The following is a 17,094-nucleotide window of genomic DNA, read 5'->3' on the forward strand; positions in this document are numbered from 1 at the left end:
CCTAGCGCTTGTTAGGGCGCTAGGCTAGCATGGGCCGGAATCCCACTGTTTCCGGGTCGGACGGGACCCGGAGGGACAAGGCAAAGGAGCCAAACATTGAGCCAAGCACACGTAGTCGTCACCGGCGGAGCCAGCGGCATCGGAGCCGCCGTCGTCGAGGCGCTCCTGGCCCGCGGGGAACAGGTGACGATCTTCGACCTGCAGCCCCCGCTGGCGGAAACCATGCCCGCAGGCGTCGGCTTCATCAAAGTGGATGCCTCCGATGAGGACGCGGTCCGGGACGCGGTGGCGCAGGCGGAGGCGGAACAGGGCACCGTGACGGGCATCGTGATCTGCCACGGCAACCGCGGCCTGTTCGTGCCCGCGATGGAGGCCGACCTGCAGCATGCCCGCAAGGTCTTCGACATTCACGTGCTGGGGGCGCTGGCCGTCAGCCGGGAAGTGGTCCGCCGACTGGAGGGCCGGCCCGCCTCGATCGTCACCGTCTCCTCGGCAACGGCTTTCGGCGGCTGGGAGAAGCAGGCCGACTACGGCGTCGCCAAGGCCGCCGTGCGTCAGCTGACCCAGAACCTGGCCATTGAGTGGGCGCCTCTGGGGGTCCGGGTCAACGCCGTGGCTCCGGGCAACACCCTGACGCCCATGGTTCAGGCGGTGATCGACAGCGGCAGCTACGACACCGCTGCAGTGGAAAAGCGCACCCCGCTGGGCCGGTTTGCGCAGCCGGAGGAAATTGCCACGGCCATCCTCTTCCTCCTGCTCGACGCCACCTTCGTCACCGGTCAGTGCCTGGCGGTCGACGGCGGCTGGACGGCCGTCGGGGAGTGACTCCACGGCGCTGTCCACGGCCCTGTTCATGGCGCTGATCTCGACGCTGATCAGGAGCCCTTGGGCCGTCAGGCGCTCTGCAGCAGGAAGCCCGGCGTCGCCTGGTTCAGGCGACGCCGGGCCCACCTGCGTCTAGGCCGGAACCAGGCCAAGCATGGACTGCAGCCGACTGCGGTGCTCCCGGGCGGGTCCGAACAGCTCTCCCGTGGCGTGGGCCCGCTTGAACACCAGCTGCGCATCGTGCTCCCAGGTGATGGCAATGCCGCCGTGCAGCTGCACGGTCTCCGAGGCCACCTTCTCCAGTGCGTCGGAGCACCAGGCCTTGGCCATCGCTGCCCGCTCCGGCAGGTCGGCCGCGCCGGTGCCGACGGACCAGGCGCCGGCCCAGGCCGCCGTGCGGGCCGTCTCCACCTGCACGAGCATGTCGGCCATCCGGTGCTTCAGTGCCTGGAAGGAGCCGATCGGGCGGCCGAACTGCACCCGCTGCCCGGCGTATTCCACCGTCATGTCCAGCCCGCGCTGGGCGGTGCCCACCTGCAGGCAGCTGACAGCCACCAGAGCGATGTCCCGGATCTCCTCCAGCGCGGCGCGGGCGTCCAGCACCAGCGGGCGGGCGGCGACCTTGCGGAACGTCAGCGTGGCCACCCGCAGCGTGGAATCCATCGCCGGGGTCTCCGCCGGCTCCACGGCCCCGGTGTCGAGCACCTCGAACAGGCCGACGCCGGCCGGCGTCGAGGCGACGGCCAGGATGGTGTCCGCGCCGGCGCCGTCGAGCACCAGGGTGGCGGTGCCGTCCAGGGTCCACCCGGAACCTTCGACGGCGGTCAGGCCGGATCCGTCGGTGCGCCAGCGGCCCTGTTCGTCGGCCCAGGCCAGGGTGGCAATGGTGGAGCCTTCGGCGATGCCCGGCAGCAGCCGCTCCCGGTCCGCCTCGTCGTCGGCGTGCAGCACCGCGGCGGCGCCGAGTACGGCGGAGGCGAGCAGAGGCGTCGGTGCGAGCGAATAGCCCAGGGCCTCCAGGACCAGCCCGGTCTCGAACCAGGTGAAGCCGGCGCCGCCGTACTCCTCCGGGATGGCCAGCGACGCGGCGCCGATCTCTTCGGCCAGGACACGCCACAGGTCCGCGTCGTAGCCGGTCTCGGAGGCTGCGGCGTCGCGCACCGCGGCGGAGGTCGCATGGCGGTCCAGGACCGCCCGAAGCATCTTGACGAGTTCGTTCTGCTCTTCGGTCAGGGAGAAGTCCATGGTGTCCTCAGCGGGTGGAAGGAAGGAGGAGGGAAGCCAGCCGGTCCCGGTGCTGCCGCGGGGTGCCCCAGGCACCGGCAAGGGCGCGGACCCGGGTGAACCAGAGGCCCAGGTCGTGCTCCTCGGTGTAGCCGATGGCGCCGTGGACCTGCAGGCCGACCCGGGCGGCGAGGTCCGCCGCGTCGGTGGCGGCGACCTTCGCCGCCGAGACGCTGCGCGGGCCGTCGGGCCCGCCCAGGTCGAGGGCGGCGTTGAAGATCAGCGGCCGGGCGAAGGTCAGGGCGATCCGGACGTTGGCCAGCTGGTGCTTCAGGGCCTGGTACTCGCCCACCGGCCGGCCGAACTGTTCGCGGATCTTCGCGTAGGACACGGCCTCGGCCAGCAGGCGCTCGCCGGCGCCCAGCTGGACGGCGGCGCAGGCCAGCGCGGCCCGGTCCACCGCCAGCGCCCGGACGGCCGGGTCGAGGTCCGCTGCCGGGCCTGCCGCCGTGAGCGGGCTGAGGGTGCGGGTGCGGTCCAGGGACGCGACGCCGGGACCGGCCGCGGCGGGCGCGATGGACGCCGTGTCCACCAGGAAGCTCCGGTCGGCCGTGGCCGCGTCGAGGGCGTAGGGCGCGGCGCCGGGGACGGCGGCCGTGGCAATGACCGAGCCGTCGAGCAGTCCGGCGCGCACATCGGCGTCGACCAGGTCCGGCAGCAGCGCCGCGGATTCGACGTAGGGTCCGGGAACCGCGTGGTAGCCCAGCCGTTCGAACGCCACCGCGAGGTCCACCGCGGTGCCGCCCAGGCCGCCGTCGTCCTCGGCCACGCAGAGCCCGAACAGGCCGAGTTCGGCCAGCTGGGCCCACAGGGCCCGCCCGAGCGCCGGGTCGCCGTCGGCCCAGGTCCGGGCGATCTTGGTGCCGCCCGCGCTCTCGACGATTTCGTCGATGGCCTCGGCCAGCGAATGCTGCTCTTCACTGAGCACGAATTTCATGGCTTCCTCCTGGCGTCGCCGCCGCGGGGGAGACCGAGCAGCCGTTCTGCGATGATGTTGCGCTGGATTTCGTTGGTGCCGGCGTAAATGGGCCCGGCCACGGAGAACAGGTAGTCCTCCGCCCAGCGGCCGTCGCCGACGGCGGGGGCGCCGCGCAGCTCCGCGTCCGGGCCGAGCAGGGACAGCGCCGTTTCGTGCAGGGCGATGTCCAGCTCCGACCAGAACACCTTGTTGACGCTGCCTTCGGCGCCGATGTCGCCGCCCTCCTGCATGGTGCCCACCGTGCCCCAGGTGTAGAGCCGGTAGGCCTCCGCCTTGATCCAGGCGTCGACGACGGCGTCGCGGGCGGACGGATCCGGATCCGGCAGGGCGCCCCAGAGGTCGATCAGTCGGTCGGCGGCGGCGCAGAAGCGGCCCGGGGAACGCAGCGACAGGCCGCGCTCGTTGCCGGCCGTGCTCATGGCCACCCGCCAGCCGTCGCCCGGTGCGCCCAGGACGTCGGCGTCGGGCACGAAGACGTTGTCGAAGAACAGCTCGGCGAACCCGGTGGATCCATCCAGCTGCGTGATGGGCCGGACGCTCAGGCCCGGGGCGTCCATCGGAAAGAGGAAATAGGTCAGCCCGCGGTGCCGCTGGGCCTCGGGATCCGTACGGAACAGGCCGAACCCGCGGTCCGCCCACACCGCCCGCGAACTCCAGGTCTTCTGGCCGCTCAGCAGCCAGCCCCCGCGCTCGTCGTCGCGCTTGGCGGTGCTGCGGATGGCAGCCAGGTCGCTGCCCGCCCCGGGCTCCGACCAGGCCTGCGCCCAGATCAGCGAGCCGTCGGTCATGTCCTTCAGGTAGCGCCGGCGCTGGTCGTCGGTGCCGTGCTCAAAGAGGATGGGCGCCAGCAGCGAGATGCCGTTCTGGGCTACCCGGGTGGGTGCCCCGGCGCGGTAGTACTCCTCCTCGAACAGCACCCATTCGATCAGGCCCGCGCCCCGACCGCCGAACTCCTCGGGCCAGGAGACGACCGACCAGCCGCCGCGGGCCAGCTCGGCCTCCCACTCGCGGTGCGCGGCGAAGCCCTCGGCGGTGTCCATGGACGGCAGCGGCTGCGCAGGCACATGGGCGGCCAGCCAGGCCCGCGCCTCGGCGGCGAAGGCCTGCTGCTCCTCGGTCAGATCAAGGTTCATCGCGTCGCCGTTCATGACTGCACCGCCGCGTTCCGCATGCTCTTTACTCCCATTCCGGCCAGCGAGTCGACGCCGACCTCCGCGTTGTGCGCGTGGGCCGCGTGGTGCAGCCCGAAGACCGAGTCCATGCCGGCGCGCATGCCCTGCAGGTCCTCGGCCTGGTTCACGGCCTTCTTGGCCAGGGCCAGCCCCAGGCGGGGCATCGCGCTGATCCGCCCGGCCATCGCCATCACGGTGTCCTCCAGCTCGGCGGCCGGGACCACGTGGTTGACCATGCCCAGCTCGCGGGCGCGGGCGGCGGTGAAGCGGTCGCCGGTGAAGAGGAATTCCTTGGCCGCGCGCGGGTTCATCACCCACGGGTGGGCGAAGTACTCCACCCCCGGAATGCCCATCCGCACCACGGGATCGGAGAAGAACGCGTCGTCGGCGGCGACGATGAAGTCGCAGGACCAGGCCAGCATCAGGCCGCCGGCGATGCAGGCGCCCTGCACCATCGCGATCATCGGCTTGGGAATCTCCCGCCAGCGCCGGCACATGCCCAGGTAGACCTCGGATTCGCGGGCGAACCGGGAGTCCACGCCCTCGGCGCCCACATGGTCCCACCAGATCACCGCCCGGCGCTCGAAGCTCTGATCGGCGTCCCGCTCGGGGGAACCGATGTCGTGGCCGGCCGAGAAGTGCTTTCCGTTGCCCGCGAGCACGATCACCTTGACGGCGTCGTCATTGACGGCGCGGGTGAACGCGGCATCCAAGGCGTAGGTGACCTTCGAATTCTGCGCGTTGCGGTACTGCGGGCGGTTGAGGCGGACGACGGCGACGGAGCCGCGCACCTCGTATGTCACCACCCCGCCGGCTTCGTCGTTCTGCATCGTGGTTCCTCTCTGGGATGCTTCAACCAACACTTACCAAACAAGTGCTTGGTTTGCTAGCATAGGCGACGCTCGACTTATTGACCAGTGGCGGCGGCCGAGGAAAGGTGTTCCGTGGACCTGAACTATTCAGCAGAAGACGAGGAGTTCCGCCGGGAGATACGCAGCTGGCTGGAAGCGAACCTCGTCGGCAGGTTCGCGCAGCTGCGCGGCCTGGGCGGCTCCGGCCGGGAGCACGAGGCCTTCGAGGAGCGCCTGGAATGGAACCGGCACCTCGCCGCCCACGGCTGGAGCTGCGTCGGCTGGCCCAAGGAACACGGCGGCCGCGGCCTGAGCCTTCTGCAGCAGGTGATCTTCCATGAGGAGTACGCCCGGGCCGACGCCCCTGCACGGGTCAACCACCTGGGCGAGGAACTGCTCGGCCCCACGCTGATCGCGTTCGGCACCCCGGAGCAGCAGGCCCGGTTCCTGCCGAAGATCGTGGCGGTGGAGGAACTGTGGTGCCAGGGCTATTCCGAGCCGGGCGCCGGCTCCGACCTGGCCTCGGTCGCCACTAAGGCGCGGCCTGAGGACGGGCAGTGGGTCATCGACGGGCAGAAGGTCTGGACCTCCCTGGCCCACCACGCCGACTGGTGCTTCGTCATCGCACGGACCGGCACCGGCGACCGCCCGCATCACGGACTGTCCTACCTGCTGGTGCCGATGGACCAGCCGGGCGTGCAGATCCGCCCGATCCTGCAGCTGACCGGCACCTCCGAGTTCAACGAGGTCTTCTTCGACGGCGCGCGCACCGACGCCGATCTGGTGGTCGGCGAGCCGGGCGCCGGCTGGGCCGTGGCCATGGGCACGCTCGGCTTCGAACGCGGCGTCTCCACCCTCGCCCAGCAGATCGCCTTCCAGCGCGAGCTCGACGCCGTCGTCGACCTCGCCCGGGACAACGGCGCGCTCGAGGATCCGCTGATCCGGGACCGGATCGTGTCGGCCCACATGGGCCTGCAGATGCTGCGCCTGCACGGGCTGCGCACGCTCAGCGGCGAACAGGGCATCGAAGCCTCGATCACCAAGCTGCTGTGGGCGCCCTGGCACCGGTCCCTGGGCGAGCTGGCCATGGCCGTGGCCGGTTCCGCCGGGCTCACCGTCGCCGGGGCGCCCTACGACCTGGACCCCCTGCAGTCCCTCTTCCTGTTCAGCCGCGCGGACACGCTCTACGGCGGCTCGGACGAAATCCAACGAAACGTCATCGCCGAGCGCGTGCTCGGCCTGCCCAAGGAGGCCCGCGTATGATTCCCACCCGCACCGCCCAGCCCGTTCCCGACTACGTTCCGGCCCACAACCTGCTCGCCGGCCGGCGCGTGGTGGTCACCGCCGCCGCCGGGGCAGGCATCGGCGCCGCCGCCGCCCGGCGCGCCCTGGAGGAGGGCGCGCAGCTGGTGGTCCTGGGCGACACCCACGCCGGCCGGCTGGAGGCCGCCGCCGCAGAGCTCGGCGCCGAATTCGGCGCCGACCGGGTCCGCACGGCGGTCTGCGACGTCACCGTGGACGAGCAGGTCGAAGCCCTCCTGGACCTCGCCGAGGACGCCGGCGGCGTCGACGTCATGATCAACAACGCCGGCCTGGGCGGCACCGCCTCCATCCTGGAGATGACCGACGAGCAGTGGGACAAGGTCCTCGGCGTCACCCTGACCGGCACCTTCCGCAGCGTCCGCGCCGCGGGCCGGCGCATGGTCCGCAACGGCGTGCAGGGCGTGATCATCAACAACGCGTCCGTGATCGGCTGGCGCGCCCAGGAGGGCCAGGCGCACTACGCCGCCGCGAAGGCCGGCGTCATGGCCCTGACCCGCTCGGCCGCCCTGGACCTCGCCCACGCCGGAATCCGGGTCAACGCCGTCTCCCCGAGCCTGGCCATGCATCCGTTCCTGGCCAAGGTCACCTCCGATGAGCTGCTCGAGGAGCTGACCTCCCGGGAGGCGTTCGGCCGGGCCGCCGAGCCGTGGGAGATCGCCAACGTAATGGTCTTCCTCGCCAGCGGCTACTCGTCCTACATGACGGGCGAAGTCGTTTCCGTCAGCAGCCAGCAGGCCTAAGGAGCCACCATGACCACCGCCTACATTGTCGACGCCGTCCGCACCCCCGGCGGGCGCCGCAACGGTTCCCTGGCCGGCATCCATTCCGCCGACCTCGGCGCCCATGTCATCTCCGCGCTCATGGAACGCACCGGCGTCGATCCCGGCGCGGTCGACGACGTGATCTTCGGCTGCACCGACACCGTCGGCTCCCAGGCCGGCGACATTGCCCGCACCGCCTGGCTGGTCGCCGGGCTGCCGGACCACGTTCCCGGCGTCACGATCGACCGGCAGTGCGGCTCCAGCCAGCAGGCCGTGCACTTCGCGGCGCAGGGCGTCATGTCCGGCACCGCGGACCTCATCGTGGCCGGCGGCGTGCAGAACATGTCGGCCGTTCCCATCTCCGCGGCCATGGTCCTGGGCACGCAGTACGGCTTCACGACGCCGTTCGCCGAGTCTCCCGGATGGGTGGCCCGCTACGGGAACCAGGAGGTCTCGCAGTTCCGCTCGGCGGAGATGATCGCCGAGAAGTGGAACATCAGCCGGGAACAGATGGAGCAGTTCGCGCTCCGCAGCCATGAGCGTGCCATCCGCGCGACCGACGAAGGCCGCTTCGCCCGGGAGATCGTGCCGCTGGCCGGGCTGAGCCAGGATGAAGGCCCGCGGCGCGGCACCTCGCTGGAGAAGATGGCGGCGCTGGAACCGCTGACCGAGGGCGGGCGCATCACCGCCGCCGTCGCCTCGCAGATCACCGACGCCGCCAGCGCCCTGCTGGTCGCCTCCGAGGCCGCCGTCGCCGCGCACGGGCTCACGCCCCGGGCCCGGATCCACCACCTCTCGGTGCGCGCCGACGACCCGGTCTGGATGCTCACCGGCCCCATCCGGGCGACGGCGCATGCGCTGGAGAAGGCCGGCATGGGCGTGGACGACATCGACCTGTTCGAATGCAACGAGGCGTTCGCCTCCGTGGTCCTGGCCTGGACCATGGAACTGGGCATCGACCTGGCGAAGGTCAACGTCAACGGCGGCGGGATCGCGCTCGGTCATCCGATCGGCGCCACCGGCACCCGCATCATGGCCACGCTGCTCAATGAGCTGGAACGTACCGGCGGCCGCTACGGCCTGCAGGTGATGTGCGAGGGCGGCGGCCAGGCCAACGTCACCATCATCGAACGCCTGTAGCGCGCGGCAGCGCTTGGAAAAGGGGGCCGCCGCAGCGCAACGGCTGCGGCGGCCCCCTTTGCGTTCTCCGCGGGGCCGGGGTCAGGCGGTTTCCACCTGGCCGACGCGCACGGTGCCGGCGGCGGCCTGCAGCCGCTCCGCAGCCTCGGCCACGATCCGGTCCACGAGCTCGGCGCAGCTGGGCAGGTCGTCGATCACCCCGACCACCTGCCCGGAGGCCAGCATGCCGGCGGAGGTGTCGCCGTCGACCAGTCCCGCCTTGAGCAGCATGGGGGTGTTGGCGGCCAGCATCATCTGGCTCCAGCTGCGCCCCGTGCTGCGCTTCATGGCCACCCCGTCCCGCAGCAGCCCGGCCCAGGACTGCCCCGACATCTCCTTGAAGCTCAGCGTCCGGCGCAGCGTGGGCAGCAGCCGGCGCAGCCGCCCGGACTCCTCCAGCGCTTCGACGTATTCGGTGCGCAGCAGCCGGTGCGGCATGCCGTCGGCCTTGGCGGTGACCACCGTGCCGTCCAGCCCGAACCCGAGGTAGCGCTGCTTAATCTCCTCCGGCACCGCGCTGTCCCGGGTGAGCAGGAACCGGGTGCCCATGCCGATGCCGACGGCGCCGTAGGCCAGCGCGGCGGCCAGCCCGCGGCCGTCGTGGAAGCCGCCGGCCGCGATGACCGGAAGATCCATGGCCGAGACCACGCTGGGCAGCAGGATCGACGTCGGAATCGCGCCGGTGTGCCCGCCGCCCTCGCCGCCCTGGATCATGACGGCGTCGGCGCCCCAGGCGGCGACCTTCTCCGCATGCCGCACGGAACCGATCGAGGGGATCACCACGGAGCCGTGCTCCTTGAGCCGGTCAATGAGCTCCCGCCGCGGCGCCAGGGCGAATGAGGCCACCTTGACCCCGTACTTCACCAGCAGGTCCACCCGGGCGCCGGCGTCGGCGGCGTCGGCGCGCAGGTTCACCCCGAAGGGGCGGTCGGTGCGGCTCTTCACCTCCACGATCGCCTCCTCCAGCTCGGGCACGGTCATGGTGGCGGACGCCAGGATGCCCAGGGCGCCGGCCTCCGCGGTCGCGGTGACCAGCCGGGGGCCGGCCACCCAGCCCATGCCGGTCTGGACAATCGGGTGGTCGACGCCGGCCAGGTCCGTCAGCGGCGTGGAAATGCGGGTGGTGGTGCTCATGCCGGTACCTCGTCTTCTCTGCGCTTCCGTGGATCCAGGACCTCCCGGATGAGCCGCAGCTCGGTCTCGTCCGGAAGGCGGGTGGTTTGAACGTGGCCGCCGAAGTGCAGCGGGAACCCGGTGGCGGCCTGCATCTGCCCGGCGTCGACGCCGGGATGGACCGAGACCACGGCCAGGGTGCCGCCGGGGCCGCTGAAGTCGAAGACGCCCAGGTCGGTCACCACCCGGTGCAGGTCGTGGAACCGGGTGGCGGAGGGGCCGGCTTCGCGGGCGCGGTCGGTGCCGACGCCGGTCACGAAGTCCACGTGCTCCACCAGGATGCGCGGACTGTGCCGGGCGATCCAGTAACTGGTCCGGTGGTTGACGGTGTTGGTGGCGGCGGCCCGGGTGCCCAGCAGCTGGCGCCGCGGCCGGTCGTGGCCGCCGATGACGGAGAGGTTCTGGTTGCCGGTGCGGTCCAGCTGGGCGGCGCCCATCACCACATGGCGCCGTCCGGCGGCGATCAGCTCAAACAGCTCGCGGTACGGCAGGTAGCCGGCGGTGACGGCGGACGTCCCCTCCAGGGGCGGCACGTCGCCGAAGATCGTGGATTCTCCGTCGCTGAGCATCAGCCCGGGTGCGTGCGTGAGGGCGGCCAGCCGGGCGCCGAGCGTGGGCACGATCCCGGCGGGGCTGGCCAGGATGTCCGCCTGCCCTCGGAATAGGTCGCTGCACGCCGTGACTGCGACTTCGGCCCGGGTCGGCGCGCTCATCGGCCGGCTCCCACGGCGGCGCGGTAGCCGGCGTCGTCCACATCGAGGAACCGGCCGCGGAACCGTTGCCAGTCCTCCGCCGAGGCGGCACTGCGCGCATACTCGCGTTGGAACGCCTCGTCCCGCCCGTAGTCGGGCAGGCAGGAGGTGAAGTGCGCCCCGAGCGGAGCTTCCACCACCGCATCGACCATGGTCCGGTTCAGCAGCAGCGTGGACGGGTGGGCGTTCCGGGCGAGGTCGTCGGTGGGCACCACGGCCTCGGCGCTGACGATGGTCTCCGCCGCCGCCCGCGCGAAGAGGTCGTCGAAGTACGGATCCGGGCCCAGGCACTGGGCGTTGCCCAGCGCGTCGGCGCGGTTCAGGTGCAGCAGGGCGACGTCGAGGGGCACGGCGGGCATGGCCACCAGCACCTCGCGGTCGTCGTAGGGGGACGCCACGGTGCGGATCCAGGGATTGGCGGCGAGCGTGTCCGCCCCGAGCCCGGAGCGGGTGGCTTCAAACGGCAGCCGCCGCCCGGCGGCGCGCAGCCCGGCCACCAGCATCGCCTCGTCCAGCTCCACGACCTCGACGGCGCCGGCCTGCCGGGCCGCGGCGAAGTGCGGTTCGACGGCGATGCTGTCCAGCGTCACGAACCCGAACACCACCCGCCGCACCTGTCCGGTGGCGCAGAGGACGCCGACGTCGGGCCCGCCGAAGCTCACCACGGTCAGGTCCCGGACGCCGGAGCGCACGAGTGCGCGCACCAGCGCCATGGGCTTGCGGCGTGAGCCCCAGCCGCCGATGCCGATGGTCATCCCGTCGCGGAACCGGCCGGCCACCGCGTCCAGGGCGGTGACTTTTCCGCTCATGGGGCGGAGGCGCCGGTGGCGACGAAGTCGTCGCGGAGGTCGTCGGCGACGCCGGCCAGGTTGAGCTCGAAGGTGAAGCCCTGCTCAAAGCGGTAGCTCTTCACGACGTCGACGGGGTCGATGCCGTTCAGGGCCTCCTTCGCGGCACGGATCACCCGGGGGTCCTTGGCAGCCACCTCGTCCGCGAAGGCGAACGCGGCGTCGTCGAGCCGGTCGGCGGGAACCACCTCCGCCACGCTGCCCAGCTCCGCCAGGCGGGCGGCGCTGATGGTGCGGCTGGTGTAGTAGAGCGTCCGCAGCAGGTGGGCGGGCACCAGCCGGGACAGGTGCGTGGCCGCGCCCAGGGCGCCGCGGTCCACTTCGGGCACGCCGAAGTAGGCGTCCTCCGAGGCGATGATCGTGTCCGCGCTGCCGGCCAGGCCGACGCCGCCGCCCAGGCAGAACCCGTTCACGGCGGCGACCACGGGGACCGGGCATTCGTAGATGGAGCGGAACGCCTCGTAGCAGCCGCGGTTGGCGCCGAGGATGGCGGTGAAGCCGTCGGTGGCCTGCATTTCCTTGATGTCGACGCCGGCGTTGAAGCCGCGCCCCTCGGCGCGCAGCACCACCACGCGGGTGGCGGCGTCGGCGCCCGCCTCGTTCAGCGCCTCGCTGACCGCGAACCAGCCCGCCACCGGCAGGGCGTTGACCGGCGGGTAGTCCATGGTGACCACGCGGACGCCGTTGGAGTGCATCTTCGATCTGATTGGCATAGCAGTACCCTACCTAACGTTTGCTTGATACCCTAACATTTGCTTGGTAGACGCTACACTGGCCGACCAGGGCAGTGAACCCTAAGGAGAAAATCGACATGACCGGCATCTGTAAGGGACGAGTTGCCATCGTGACGGGCGCCGGCCGCGGCCTGGGCCGCGAGCATGCGCTGGAGCTGGCGCGGCAGGGCGCGAAGGTCGTGGTCAACGACCTCGGCACCTCCCTCGACGGCGTCGTCGAGGCCTCCGGGCCGGCACACGACGTCGTGGACCTGATCCGCTCGATGGGCGGGGAGGCGGTGGCCAACGGCGCGGACGTCGCCGACTTCGAGCAGGCCCGGGGCCTGGTCCGGCAGGCCGTCGACACCTTCGGGCGCCTGGACATCCTGGTGAACAACGCTGGCTTCGTGCGGGACCGGATGCTGGTCAACACGTCCGAGGAGGAGTGGGACGCCGTGATCCGGGTGCATCTGAAGGGGCACTTCGCCCCGCTGCGCCACGCCGCCGAGTACTGGCGGGCCGAGGCCAAGGCCGGGCGAACCCCGGACGCCCGGGTCATCAACACCTCCTCCGGCGCCGGGCTGCAGGGCAGCGTCGGGCAGGCCAGCTACTCCGCGGCGAAGGCCGGCATTGCCGGGCTCACCCTCGTGGCCGCCCATGAGCTGGCCCGATACGGGGTCACCGTGAACGCCATCGCCCCGTCCGCCCGCACCCGCATGACCGAAGGCGCCTTCGCCGAGGCGATGGCCGCCCCCGAAAGCGGTTTCGACGCCATGGACCCGGCCAACGTCTCCCCGGTGGTCGCCTGGCTGGCGAGCCCCGGCTCGAGCGAGGTGACCGGCCGGGTGATCGAGATCGAAGGCGGGCGCATCTGCATCGAAGAGGGCTGGAACCACGGCCCGGCGAACGACTTGGGCCGTCGCTGGGAGGCCGCCGCCGCCGGCGAGGCGATCACACAGCTGCTGCAGAAGGCGGCCGCTCCGGAACCGGTGTACGGCGCATGAGCGGCGCAGCCGCCACAGGCATCGGGGTTGACCCCGGGGCCGGCGCCGGCAGCGCCGGCGACTGGGCCGGGCGGAGCCTCGGCGACCGCACGGCGGGCTACACCGAAACCGAGGCCATTCTCTACGCGCTCGCCGTCGGCGCCTCCGCACAGGACCTGGACCTGGTCTTCGAGGACCGGCTGCGGGTGCTGCCCTCCTTCGGCCTGACGCTGGCGCAGTGGGCCCCGGACGTGCTGGCCGGGCAGGGCGCCTTCGACAACCGCGCCGTGCACGGCTCGCAGCAGCTCACCGTCCACCGCCCGCTGCCCCGCTCCGGCGAACTGACCATGAGCGCCCGCGTGGGCGAGGTCTGGGACAAAGGGTCCGCCGCCGTCTTCAACGTCATCGTCGAAAGCGACTTCTTCGCGGCAACCTGGCGCATCTTCGCCCCGGGCTGCGGCGGCTTCGGCGGAGACCGCGGCCCCTCCGCTCCCGCGGCGCCGGACACGGAGCCCGCCGGCACCGGAAGCATCGCCACCCAGCCCAACCAGGCGGCGCTGTACCGGCTGCTGGGGGACCGGCACCACATCCACATCGACCCGCAGTCCGCCCGGCGGATCGGCCAGGACCGGCCCATCCTGCACGGCCTGGCCTCGCTGGCCGCGGTGACGCTGCCGCTGGCCGGGCTGGCCGGAGCCCATCCGGCCGACCTCCGCGAGTTCTCCGGACGGTTCTCCGGCGTGGTGTTCCCCGGCGACGAAATCGCCGTCCGGAGCTGGACCGACGGACGTTTCGACGCCGCCGTGGCGGAACGTCCCGTGATCACCGACGGCCTGATAGCTTTCGCGTAACCCGCACGTTGCGCCCCGAACTTCGACGATGAAAGAGGGAAATCGATGAAAATAGTTGTTCTCATGAAGGAAGTGCCGGACACCTACGGGGACCGCACACTGAACCTGGAAACCGGTCTCCTGGACCGCGCCGCCGGAGATCCGGTCCTGGACGAAATCACCGAACGGGCCCTCGAGGTGGCGCTGACCCACCGCGGCGCCGATCCGGACACCGAGGTGGTCCTGCTCGCCGCCGGGCCGGACGGCACCATGCCGGCCACCCTGCGCAAGGGCCTGGCCATGGGCGCCGACCGCGCCGTGCACGTCTGCGACCCGGCCATGCTCGGTGCCGACACCACCCTCACCGCCGAGGTCCTGGCGGCGGCCATCCGGAGCATCGGCTTCGACCTGGTGATCGCCGGCAACATCTCCACCGACGGCGGCGCCGGCGTGCTGCCCTCCATGCTTGCCGAGCTGCTGGGCGTTCCCGGCATCACCTTCCTCAGCACGGTGGAGCTCACCGCGGACACGGTCTCCGGGCGCCGGAACCTGGAGGCCGAGAGCACCCAGGTGCAGGCGCCGCTGCCGGCCGTCATCTCGATCACCGAAGCCCTGCCGGACGCCCGCTTCCCCAACTTCAAGGGCATCATGGCCGCGAAGAAGAAGCCCTTCGACACCCTCACGCTGGCGGACCTCGGCATCACCGTCGACGACGAGGCGAACCGCTCCATCATCCTCTCCGTGGCGCAGCGCCCGGCCCGCGCCGCCGGCATCCGCATCGAAGACGAGGGCGACGCCGGCCGGCAGATCGCCGACTTCCTCGCCGAGAACCAACTCATCAAAGGACACTGACCATGCCCGCATACCCCGAAAACGCGACCCTCGTGCTCGTCGACCTCTCGCCGTCGGGCAAACTGCGCTCCAGCGCGGCCGAACTGATCGGCGCCGCCTCCGCCATCGGGACGCCGGTGGCCCTCGCGGTGGCTGCGCCCGGCAGCGCTGACCGGCTCGGCAAGGAACTGGCGGGCCTGGGCACCGCGCACGTGCTGGTCGCCGAAACCGACCAGGCCGCCACCTCCGTGGTTGGACCCGTGGTGGACGCGCTGACCGCCGCTGCCGCGGCCCTGGCACCCGAAGCCGTGCTGGTGCCGAACTCGATCCAGGGCCGCGACGCCGCCGCACGTTTCGCCGTCCGCACCGGCGCCGCCCTGGCGGCCGACGCCGTCGGCGTCTCCCGGGACGAGGAAGGGGTGGTGGCGCACCACTCCGTCTACGGCGGGGCGTACCTGACGGACTCCGCCGCGGCGAACGGCACCCTGGTCATCACCCTGCGCCAGGGCTCCTCCAGCCTCCGGGCCGAAGCGCAGGAACCCTCGGTGGAGGTGCTGGCGACGGAGGCCTCCGGCGCTCCGGACGCAACGGTCACCAGCTGCGAGGAGACCGGCACGGTGTCCACCCGCCCGGAGCTGCGCGGCGCCTCCGTGGTCGTCTCCGGCGGCCGCGGCCTGGGCTCCGGCGAAAACTTCGCCCTGGTGGAAAGCCTGGCCGACGCGCTGGGCGGGGCGGTCGGTGCCTCCCGCGCCGCCGTCGACGCCGGCTACGTGGCGCAGGCGATGCAGGTGGGCCAGACCGGCGTGACCGTGGCTCCCGACCTCTACATTGCCCTGGGCATCTCCGGCGCCATCCAGCACCGGGCCGGCATGCAGACCGCGAAGACCATCGTTGCGGTGAACAAGGACCCGGACGCGCCGATCTTCGACATCGCCGACTTCGGCGTGGTGGGGGACCTGTTCACCGTGGTGCCGCAGCTGGTGGCCGCCCTCGAAGAGAAGCGGGGATAGTCCGATGGTGAGGAAGGGACTGCCCCGGGTGGCCGGGCAGGCAGCCGAGGCGACTCCGGAACAGGCCGCAGCGGCACCCGGTGCGGGGGCCGCCGCCCCGGCGGGAACGGGTGCAGCAGCTCCGGAGCAGGTGCCGACGTCGGCCGGGGAGCAGGGGACCACGGCTGCGGCCGAACCTGCTGCCGCACCGGCCCGCACCGGCAGGCGGCAGGGGCTGCCCCGGACGGCCGGGGCGCCCGGCTCCGGGCCGGGCGCCGCACCAGCTGCAGCCGCCGGAGGCTCCGGTGACGCCGCGGCCACCCCCGGCCCTTCCTCACCGCCGGCTTCCTCCGCGCCGACCGCGCCGACCGCAGCGGCAACCACCGGCCGGCGCCGGGGGCTGCCCCGGCCGGCCGCCGCGGGGGAGGCCCCTGCGGTTCCCGCGGCGGCGGAACCGGCTGCCGGCCCGCCGGAGAATGCGCCCACCAGCGCATCCGGCAGTGCATCCACCAGTGCACCCGCCGGCCGACGCCAGGGGATGCCCCGCCCGGCGGCGGCCCCGGCGCCCGCTGCCGCGGCAGCTGCCGTGGCGGCTTCCGTGCCGGGCCCGGCCGCTGCCCCCGCCTCCGGTTCCACGGCCTGCGGCTCCGCCGCTTCGCCCGCGTCCGCCCCCGCCAGGCCGGAACGGAGCCGGCTGCGGCAGGCCGCGCTGCTCGCCGTCGTCCTGCTGGTGCTCTGCGCCGCCGCGGTGCTGGCCGCACGGTGGCTGGTCACGCTGGGGCCGGTCCAGGAGTTCCTCGCCCGCTACACGGGGGAGAGCGAGCTGCCGCACGGCGCTCCCGTCGGGATTCCGGCCTGGCTGGGCTGGCAGCACTTCTTCAACGTGTTCCTGATGGTCCTGATCATCCGCTCCGGCTGGCAGGTCCGCACCCAGCGCCGCCCGCCGGCGCAGTGGACCCCCAAGTGGGGCCGGAACCCGAAGAAGATCAGCCTCACCCTGTGGCTGCACCAGTCGCTGGACATCCTCTGGCTGGTCAACGGGGCGGTCTTCGTGGTGCTGCTCGCCGCCACCGGTCAGTGGATGCGGGTGGTGCCGACCAGCTGGGACGTGTTCCCGAACGCTGCCTCCGCGGCCCTGCAGTACCTGTCGCTGGACTGGCCGACGGAAAACGGCTGGGTGAACTACAACTCCCTGCAGGTGCTGGCCTACTTCGTCACGATCTTCGTGGCCGCGCCGCTGGCAGCGCTCAGCGGCTACCGCATGTCAGGGATGTGGCCGGCCAGGGCGGACCGGCTGAACCGCATCTTCCCGGTGGAGGTGGCCCGGGCCATCCACTTCCCGGTGATGCTGTACTTCGTGGCGTTCATCATCGTGCACGTTGCACTGGTGCTGTCCACCGGGGCGCTGAAGAACCTGAACCACATGTACGCCGGCCAGGACGCGGTGAACTGGACGGGCTTCTGGATCATGTTCGCGTCCCTGCTGGTGATCGCCGGCGGCTGGTTCGCCGCCCGCCCGTTCGTGCTCGCCCCGATCGCCTCGCTGTTCGGCAAAGTCGGGCGCTGACCGCGGCCGGATTCCGGCCGCCCGCTCCCGCTTG

The 17,094-nt window shown here is 72.1% G+C and carries 17 protein-coding genes; 9 read left to right on the forward strand and 8 right to left on the reverse strand.

Features of this window, described 5'->3' with window-relative positions; translation table 11 throughout:
* Positions 1 to 96 precede the first annotated feature (96 nt).
* Positions 97 to 825 carry an SDR family NAD(P)-dependent oxidoreductase gene (locus AC5RV6_RS14835; protein ID WP_494008126.1) on the forward strand — a complete coding sequence of 243 codons (729 nt, stop codon included), beginning with the start codon at positions 97 to 99 and terminating at the stop codon, positions 823 to 825.
* A gap of 132 nt (positions 826 to 957) precedes the next feature.
* On the opposite strand, the gene AC5RV6_RS14840 is transcribed toward AC5RV6_RS14835, so the two are convergent.
* From AC5RV6_RS14840 to AC5RV6_RS14855, 4 genes are read right to left on the reverse strand one after another with little or no spacing between them, the layout of a single operon-like run.
* The gene (locus AC5RV6_RS14840; protein WP_494008127.1) at positions 958 to 2,070 is read right to left on the reverse strand and encodes an acyl-CoA dehydrogenase family protein; all 1,113 of its coding nucleotides are present in this window, start codon (positions 2,068 to 2,070) and stop codon (positions 958 to 960) included.
* 7 nt (positions 2,071 to 2,077) lie between these two features.
* Positions 2,078 to 3,046, reverse strand: a complete 969-nt coding sequence (locus AC5RV6_RS14845; protein WP_494008128.1) for an acyl-CoA dehydrogenase family protein — start codon at positions 3,044 to 3,046, stop codon at positions 2,078 to 2,080.
* Positions 3,043 to 4,221, reverse strand: a complete 1,179-nt coding sequence (locus tag AC5RV6_RS14850; protein WP_494008129.1) for an acyl-CoA dehydrogenase family protein — start codon at positions 4,219 to 4,221, stop codon at positions 3,043 to 3,045. The genes AC5RV6_RS14845 and AC5RV6_RS14850 overlap by 4 nt, the downstream gene beginning before the upstream one ends.
* Before the next feature lie 11 nt (positions 4,222 to 4,232).
* Positions 4,233 to 5,090, reverse strand: coding sequence for an enoyl-CoA hydratase (locus AC5RV6_RS14855; protein ID WP_494008130.1), 858 nt, complete (start codon positions 5,088 to 5,090; stop codon positions 4,233 to 4,235).
* Between the two features lie 114 nt (positions 5,091 to 5,204).
* Between AC5RV6_RS14855 and AC5RV6_RS14860 the strand changes: the two genes are divergently transcribed.
* The 3 genes from AC5RV6_RS14860 to AC5RV6_RS14870 are packed head-to-tail and all read left to right on the forward strand — an operon-like array spanning position 5,205 to position 8,335.
* Positions 5,205 to 6,374, forward strand: coding sequence for an acyl-CoA dehydrogenase family protein (locus tag AC5RV6_RS14860; RefSeq protein ID WP_494008131.1), 1,170 nt, complete (start codon positions 5,205 to 5,207; stop codon positions 6,372 to 6,374).
* Positions 6,371 to 7,174, forward strand: coding sequence for an SDR family oxidoreductase (locus tag AC5RV6_RS14865; RefSeq protein ID WP_494008132.1), 804 nt, complete (start codon positions 6,371 to 6,373; stop codon positions 7,172 to 7,174). Before AC5RV6_RS14860 ends, AC5RV6_RS14865 begins: the two co-directional genes overlap by 4 nt.
* Positions 7,175 to 7,183: 9 nt before the next feature.
* A complete protein-coding gene (locus AC5RV6_RS14870) occupies positions 7,184 to 8,335 on the forward strand; it encodes an acetyl-CoA C-acetyltransferase (protein WP_494008133.1) in 1,152 nt (383 codons plus the stop codon).
* 81 nt (positions 8,336 to 8,416) lie between these two features.
* On the opposite strand, the gene AC5RV6_RS14875 is transcribed toward AC5RV6_RS14870, so the two are convergent.
* Genes AC5RV6_RS14875 through AC5RV6_RS14890 form a run of 4 tightly spaced genes read right to left on the reverse strand, consistent with a single transcriptional unit; the run spans position 8,417 to position 11,860 of the window.
* A complete protein-coding gene (locus tag AC5RV6_RS14875; protein WP_494008134.1) occupies positions 8,417 to 9,508 on the reverse strand; it encodes an NAD(P)H-dependent flavin oxidoreductase in 1,092 nt (363 codons plus the stop codon).
* Entirely contained in the window at positions 9,505 to 10,260 is a 756-nt protein-coding gene (locus tag AC5RV6_RS14880) for a CoA-transferase subunit beta (protein ID WP_494008135.1), read from the reverse strand. Before AC5RV6_RS14880 ends, AC5RV6_RS14875 begins: the two co-directional genes overlap by 4 nt.
* Complete coding sequence (locus tag AC5RV6_RS14885) at positions 10,257 to 11,108, reverse strand: CoA transferase subunit A (RefSeq protein ID WP_494008136.1); 852 nt, start codon at positions 11,106 to 11,108, stop codon at positions 10,257 to 10,259. The genes AC5RV6_RS14880 and AC5RV6_RS14885 overlap by 4 nt, the downstream gene beginning before the upstream one ends.
* Positions 11,105 to 11,860, reverse strand: a complete 756-nt coding sequence (locus tag AC5RV6_RS14890) for an enoyl-CoA hydratase family protein (protein WP_494008137.1) — start codon at positions 11,858 to 11,860, stop codon at positions 11,105 to 11,107. The genes AC5RV6_RS14885 and AC5RV6_RS14890 overlap by 4 nt, the downstream gene beginning before the upstream one ends.
* A gap of 98 nt (positions 11,861 to 11,958) precedes the next feature.
* On the opposite strand from AC5RV6_RS14890, the gene AC5RV6_RS14895 reads away from it, so the two are divergent.
* From AC5RV6_RS14895 to AC5RV6_RS14915, 5 genes are read left to right on the forward strand one after another with little or no spacing between them, the layout of a single operon-like run.
* Positions 11,959 to 12,864 (forward strand): SDR family oxidoreductase, encoded by a 906-nt coding sequence (locus AC5RV6_RS14895; RefSeq protein WP_494008138.1) that lies wholly within the window; start codon positions 11,959 to 11,961, stop codon positions 12,862 to 12,864.
* Entirely contained in the window at positions 12,861 to 13,694 is an 834-nt protein-coding gene (locus AC5RV6_RS14900) for a MaoC/PaaZ C-terminal domain-containing protein (RefSeq protein WP_494008139.1), read from the forward strand. Before AC5RV6_RS14895 ends, AC5RV6_RS14900 begins: the two co-directional genes overlap by 4 nt.
* A gap of 45 nt (positions 13,695 to 13,739) precedes the next feature.
* Complete coding sequence (locus AC5RV6_RS14905; protein ID WP_494008140.1) at positions 13,740 to 14,525, forward strand: electron transfer flavoprotein subunit beta/FixA family protein; 786 nt, start codon at positions 13,740 to 13,742, stop codon at positions 14,523 to 14,525.
* A gap of 2 nt (positions 14,526 to 14,527) precedes the next feature.
* Positions 14,528 to 15,514, forward strand: coding sequence for an electron transfer flavoprotein subunit alpha/FixB family protein (locus tag AC5RV6_RS14910; protein ID WP_494008141.1), 987 nt, complete (start codon positions 14,528 to 14,530; stop codon positions 15,512 to 15,514).
* A 4-nt stretch (positions 15,515 to 15,518) separates the two neighbouring features.
* Positions 15,519 to 17,060, forward strand: a complete 1,542-nt coding sequence (locus AC5RV6_RS14915; RefSeq protein WP_494008142.1) for a cytochrome b/b6 domain-containing protein — start codon at positions 15,519 to 15,521, stop codon at positions 17,058 to 17,060.
* Positions 17,061 to 17,094 lie beyond the last annotated feature (34 nt).

The sequence above is a fragment of the Arthrobacter saudimassiliensis genome (genome assembly GCF_059090665.1).

Bases quoted from the DNA above. Each gene is read 5' to 3' on its own strand.
- AC5RV6_RS14840 (WP_494008127.1), bottom strand. From the start codon at position 2,070: ATGGACTTCTCCCTGACCGAAGAGCAGAACGAACTCGTCAAGATGCTT.
- AC5RV6_RS14845 (WP_494008128.1), bottom strand. From the start codon at position 3,046: ATGAAATTCGTGCTCAGTGAAGAGCAGCATTCGCTGGCCGAGGCCATC.
- AC5RV6_RS14850 (WP_494008129.1), bottom strand. From the start codon at position 4,221: ATGAACCTTGATCTGACCGAGGAGCAGCAGGCCTTCGCCGCCGAGGCG.
- AC5RV6_RS14855 (WP_494008130.1), bottom strand. From the start codon at position 5,090: ATGCAGAACGACGAAGCCGGCGGGGTGGTGACATACGAGGTGCGCGGC.
- AC5RV6_RS14865 (WP_494008132.1), top strand. From the start codon at position 6,371: ATGATTCCCACCCGCACCGCCCAGCCCGTTCCCGACTACGTTCCGGCC.
- AC5RV6_RS14870 (WP_494008133.1), top strand. From the start codon at position 7,184: ATGACCACCGCCTACATTGTCGACGCCGTCCGCACCCCCGGCGGGCGC.
- AC5RV6_RS14875 (WP_494008134.1), bottom strand. From the start codon at position 9,508: ATGAGCACCACCACCCGCATTTCCACGCCGCTGACGGACCTGGCCGGC.
- AC5RV6_RS14880 (WP_494008135.1), bottom strand. From the start codon at position 10,260: ATGAGCGCGCCGACCCGGGCCGAAGTCGCAGTCACGGCGTGCAGCGAC.
- AC5RV6_RS14885 (WP_494008136.1), bottom strand. From the start codon at position 11,108: ATGAGCGGAAAAGTCACCGCCCTGGACGCGGTGGCCGGCCGGTTCCGC.
- AC5RV6_RS14890 (WP_494008137.1), bottom strand. From the start codon at position 11,860: ATGCCAATCAGATCGAAGATGCACTCCAACGGCGTCCGCGTGGTCACC.
- AC5RV6_RS14895 (WP_494008138.1), top strand. From the start codon at position 11,959: ATGACCGGCATCTGTAAGGGACGAGTTGCCATCGTGACGGGCGCCGGC.
- AC5RV6_RS14900 (WP_494008139.1), top strand. From the start codon at position 12,861: ATGAGCGGCGCAGCCGCCACAGGCATCGGGGTTGACCCCGGGGCCGGC.
- AC5RV6_RS14905 (WP_494008140.1), top strand. From the start codon at position 13,740: ATGAAAATAGTTGTTCTCATGAAGGAAGTGCCGGACACCTACGGGGAC.
- AC5RV6_RS14910 (WP_494008141.1), top strand. From the start codon at position 14,528: ATGCCCGCATACCCCGAAAACGCGACCCTCGTGCTCGTCGACCTCTCG.
- AC5RV6_RS14915 (WP_494008142.1), top strand. From the start codon at position 15,519: ATGGTGAGGAAGGGACTGCCCCGGGTGGCCGGGCAGGCAGCCGAGGCG.